5 protein-coding genes are annotated in these 5,014 nt (G+C 59.0%); 3 read left to right on the top strand and 2 right to left on the bottom strand.

What is annotated here, in order from left to right; all coding sequences use genetic code 11:
• Positions 1 to 338: sugar phosphate nucleotidyltransferase (locus WBF74_RS04040; RefSeq protein WP_424435538.1), on the top strand; the 338-nt coding region annotated here is incomplete at its 5' end.
• A gap of 58 nt (positions 339 to 396) precedes the next feature.
• Here the strand turns inward: WBF74_RS04040 and WBF74_RS04035 are convergent.
• On the bottom strand, positions 397 to 1,821 hold the full coding sequence (locus WBF74_RS04035; RefSeq protein WP_424435535.1) for a mannose-1-phosphate guanylyltransferase/mannose-6-phosphate isomerase: 1,425 nt from the start codon (positions 1,819 to 1,821) through the stop codon (positions 397 to 399).
• A 136-nt stretch (positions 1,822 to 1,957) separates the two neighbouring features.
• A complete protein-coding gene (gene gmd / locus WBF74_RS04030; protein WP_424435532.1) occupies positions 1,958 to 3,016 on the bottom strand; it encodes a GDP-mannose 4,6-dehydratase in 1,059 nt (352 codons plus the stop codon).
• A 266-nt stretch (positions 3,017 to 3,282) separates the two neighbouring features.
• On the opposite strand from gmd, the gene galU reads away from it, so the two are divergent.
• Positions 3,283 to 4,161 carry a UTP--glucose-1-phosphate uridylyltransferase GalU gene (gene galU, locus WBF74_RS04025; RefSeq protein ID WP_424435541.1) on the top strand — a complete coding sequence of 293 codons (879 nt, stop codon included), beginning with the start codon at positions 3,283 to 3,285 and terminating at the stop codon, positions 4,159 to 4,161.
• 49 nt (positions 4,162 to 4,210) lie between these two features.
• Positions 4,211 to 5,014: UDP-glucose dehydrogenase family protein (locus WBF74_RS04020; RefSeq protein ID WP_424435529.1), on the top strand; the 804-nt coding region annotated here is incomplete at its 3' end.

The raw sequence follows: 5,014 nt of genomic DNA, 5'->3' as shown, positions 1-5,014 counted from the left end.
ATTCACGGGTAAGCGACATGGCGGCGGAAGTGAAACCCTCCGCGCGCGGCGAGCTGGAAATCACCACGCTGAATGATATGTACCTGCGGGCAGGCGATCTGGCCTGCGAAGTCCTTAGCCGTGGCTTTGCTTGGCTTGATACCGGCACGCATGACAGTCTTCTGCAGGCGAGCCAGTTCGTGGCTACCATAGAGGAGAGACAGAATCTCAAGATTGGCAGCCCTGAGGAAGTCGCCTTTCGAATGGGATTTATCGATGCCGATAACTTGCTCGCCCTTGCGCAGTCTGCCGGAAGCACTTCCTATTCCGAGTATCTGCGATCACTCGTTGCCAGGTAGTACCGGCAAGAACGCCCTTTCCGAAACAAGCCCGCTTCTCGAGGCACCGTGAAGACGGTTACTCAGCCGCAACCTCGCGGCCATAGACATCTTCGAAACGGACAATGTCATCCTCGCCGAGATAACCGCCCGACTGCACTTCGATGATGCTAAGCGGTTCGGTGCCGGGATTGGCCAGACGATGCCTCACGCCCACCGGAATATAAATGGACTCGTTCTCTTCCAGGATTTTCGTTATCTCGCCAACGGTCACTTCCGCGCGCCCCTTGACGACAACCCAATGTTCCGCACGGTGATGATGCATCTGCAAGGAGAGCGCGGCGCCCGGATGCACCATGAGGTGCTTCACCTGATGTCGTTCACCGCTATCAAGCCCTTCATAATATCCCCAGGGGCGATGCACACGCCGGTGAAGCTGATGCTCACTGCGGCCGCGTGCAGCAAGCGTCTCCACGATGGATTTCACATCCTGCACGCGGTCGCGTGACGCCACGAAAAGAACGTCGCCGGTTTCCACGATGACAAGGTTTTCAACGCCAACCGTGGCCACAAGACCATTTTCCGCGCGGATATAGCAATTATCCGTATCCGCTGCGATGACGTCACCCGAGACGACATTGCCATGCCCGTCCTTCGCTCCGATCTCCCAGAGCGCGGACCAGGAGCCGATATCGCTCCACCCCATATCGACGGGCACGACCGCGACATTCGCCGCGTGCTCCATCACCGCATAGTCGATGGAGTTGGAGGGACATGCCGCAAAGGCCTCTGCATCAAGACGCAGGAAATCGAGATCGCGCGCGCCTTTGGCAACAGCCTCGCCAGCGCGAGCCGCGATCTCCGGGCAATGGAGATGCATCTCATCGAGAATGATGTCGGCGCGGAACATGAAGATGCCCGCATTCCAGTCATAACCGCCTTCGACGAGATAGGATTCCGCCTTTTCGCGGGACGGCTTCTCGACGAAGCGCTCAACGGCATAGGCGTCGTGGCCCTCGAGCGCCGCGCCGCGCTTGATATATCCATAGCCGGTCTCAGGCCCGGAAGGCAGCACGCCAAAGGTCACGAGATGCCCTTCGCTTGCAAGCGCCGCACCGCGCGTAATGGCCGCCTGAAACGCCTCAACATCCGCAATGTGATGATCGGCAGGCAGCAGCAGGAGAATACCCTGCGGATCATGCGTCTGAATGAAGGTGGCGGCGGCTGCCGCAGCCGGGGCCGTGTTGCGGCCCTGCGGTTCCAATATATGTGCGAGGGGCGTTATGCCTGCGTCACGCATCTGCTGCGCGATGATGAAGCGGTGCTCATCATTCGACACAATGAGCGGTGCGGCAAAGCGGGCAGGATCAACCACCCGCAAAGCCGTTTCGAGCATCATCGGGCGGTCGGAGACAAGCGGCAAAAGCTGCTTCGGATAGAGCGAGCGCGAGATGGGCCACAGGCGCGAGCCAACGCCGCCTGAAAGAATGACTGGATAGATCATGCCTGTTCCGCCCGTTGAAGAATATATGCCCGCCCGAAAAGAGCCGCCCTCACACTCTAGCGAAACGGGTGCCTTAATTCACCCGGCAAGGGCCTGTGTGGTTAACAAGGCAGGGAAACCCGCTGCGATGAGACGTTCAGGCCGTCGCGGCACTACCCGCAAGGCGCCGCAGGTCTGTTTCAACCATTTCCTGCACCAGTTCCTTGAAGGTCGTCTTGTGCGTCCAGCCCAACTCATCGCGTGCCTTGGCGGCATTGCCGACAAGCGAGTTCACTTCTGCCGGGCGGTAATATTTGGGGTCGATCTCGATCAGAACCTTGCCCGACTTCCGGTCGATACCCTTCTCTTCCAGAGCCGTGCCTTCCCATTCGATCGGGCGCCCGACCATTTCAAAGGCAAGTTCCACGAAATCGCGAACCGAATGTTCCTCGCCCGTAGCAAGCACATAGTCGCCCGGCGTGTCCTTCTGGAGCATGAGCCACATGCCCTCGACATAGTCGCGCGCGTGACCCCAGTCGCGGCGCGAATTGATATTGCCGAGATAGAGCCTGTCCTGAAGGCCATGATGGATCGCGGCAACGGCGCGCGTGATCTTGCGGCTCACGAAGTTCTCGCCACGGTTCGGCCCTTCATGGTTGAAGAGAATGCCGTTTGAGGCGTGAAAGCCATAGGCCTCGCGGTAGTTCACGACTGTCAGGAAAGCGAAATGCTTGGAGATGGCGTAGGGGCTGCGCGGGCGGAACGGCGTCGTCTCGCTCTGCGGCGTTTCCTGCACATTGCCGAAAAGCTCGGACGTGGACGCCTGATAGAAGCGCACGCTGTCGCCCATATCGAGCAAGCGGATTGCCTCCAGAAGCCGCAACACGCCGGTCGCATTCACATCGGCGGTATATTCCGGCTTGTCAAAGCTCACTTTCACATGGCTCTGGGCGGCAAGATTATAGACCTCATCGGGGCGCACATCCTTCAGCACCCGGAAAAGGCTTGCGCCATCCGTCATGTCGCCGAAATGCATCTTCACCTCGGAGGCCGCCTCGCGATCCTCGTGATAAAGATGGTCAATCCGGTCCGTATTGAGCGACGAAGAGCGGCGCATCAGGCCGTGGACTTCATACCCCTTTCGTACCAGCAGGTCGGCCAGATAGCTGCCATCCTGGCCTGTCATCCCGGTAATCAACGCGACCCGCTTGGTCATGCCTGACGCTCTCCTGCCTCTGCTCCTGGGGAAAGTGGGCGCCGCAGGCCCCTTCCTCGAAAATCCTTAATCCGGCGGAACAGGAACGAACCTGCCCCGCGCGCGTCTTTAGATACATGGATTTTACCCGACCGGAAACATCCGCGACGCATGCGGCTTGCCCCGGCCGCTCCGGCATGGCAAAAATCTCGTCTAGACGGAAATTTCACTACTATTATTAATAACTTAGCCCTTCCGTTCGCGCATATCCAAGAGTGACATCCAAAATGCACAAGACGCCCCGCAAAGCGGTCTTCCCGGTCGCAGGCCTCGGCACCCGCTTTCTGCCCGCAACCAAGGCTGTGCCGAAAGAGATGCTGACGGTCGTGGACAAGCCCGTCATCCAGTATGCGGTGGATGAGGCGGTCGAAGCGGGGATCGAGCATTTCGTCTTCGTGACGGGGCGCGGCAAGGGCGCGATCGAGGATCATTTCGACCTCGCCTATGAGCTTGAGGCAACGCTCAAGGCACGCGGCAAGACGGCAGAAATCGAGATGCTGAAGCCGACGCGGCCGGCAGCGGGTGCCGCCAGCTTCGTCCGCCAGCAGGAACCGCTGGGACTTGGCCATGCCGTCTGGTGCGCGCGGGACATTGTGGGTGATGAGCCCTTCCTGCTCGCCCTGCCCGATATGCTCATCCACGCGCCACGCGGCTGCTTCGCGCAGATGATGGATGTTTATAAAGCTCATGGCGGCAATGTGATTGCGGTGGAAGAGGTGCCGCATGAGCATGTGAACCGCTACGGCGTCGTCGCGCTTGATGAAAAATTCGATGATCGCACGGCCCGCATCACCGGCATGGTGGAAAAACCAAGGATCGAGGACGCTCCCTCGAACCTCATCATTTCCGGTCGCTATATTCTGCAGCCTGAAATCTTTGCGAAGCTCGAAACACAGAAGCCGGGCGCAGGCGGCGAGATCCAGCTCACCGATGCCATGATCGCGCTGATGGCAGAGCAGAACTTCTTCTCTTACACTTTCGAAGGCACGACCTATGATTGCGGCGACAAGATCGGCTTCCTTTCGGCCAATTTCGCGCTTGCGCTTGATCGTGAAGATATTGCGGCTAAGTTCCGCCCCGTCGCCGAAGCCCTCCTGAAGCGCTAGGATCGCGCCTGTCGCCTATGCCTTTCACACGCATTGAAGAGACGAAACGATGAAAATCGCCATGATCGGCACAGGCTATGTGGGCCTTGTCTCGGGGACATGCTTTGCCGAGTTCGGCCATGAAGTGGTCTGCGTTGACAAGGACGCATCGAAAATCGAGCGGCTGAAGCGCGGCGAAATTCCGATATTCGAACCGGGACTCGACAGCCTTGTGACAAGCAATGTCGAAGCAGGACGGCTTTTCTTTACAACCGACCTTGCTGTTGCAGCAAAGGATGCCGAAGCTATTTTCATTGCGGTCGGCACACCAAGCCGGCGCGGCGACGGGCACGCAGACCTCACCTATGTTTTCGCCGCGGCAGAAGAGATAGCAGACAATCTGCACAACTATGCCGTTATCGTCACCAAGTCCACCGTGCCTGTCGGCACAGGAGACAGGGTTGAAGCTCTTATTCGTAAGCGCCGCCCTGATGCGGATTTCGATGTGGCCTCAAACCCGGAATTTCTCCGCGAAGGCGCCGCTATCGAAGATTTCATGCGGCCCGACCGCGTGGTGGTCGGCACGGATTCCGAGCGCGCGCGCGACGTGATGCGCCGTCTCTACCGGCCGCTTTTTCTCAACGAGACGCCGGTTCTTTTCACAGACCGCCGCACCTCCGAACTCACGAAATATGCGGCAAATGCCTTTCTTGCCACCAAGATCACCTTCATCAACGAGATCGCTGATCTCTGCGAGGCAACAGGCGCGAATGTGCAGGATGTAGCGCGCGGCATCGGCCTCGACGGCCGCATTGGCAAGAAGTTCCTCCATGCAGGCCCCGGCTATGGCGGCTCCTGCTTCCCGAAGGACACG

The organism is Parvibaculum sp. (assembly GCF_049672805.1).
Lineage (GTDB): Bacteria > Pseudomonadota > Alphaproteobacteria > Parvibaculales > Parvibaculaceae > Parvibaculum.
The sequence above is the reverse complement of the archived record's forward strand: the minus strand, read 5'-3'. Positions and strand labels throughout refer to the sequence as shown.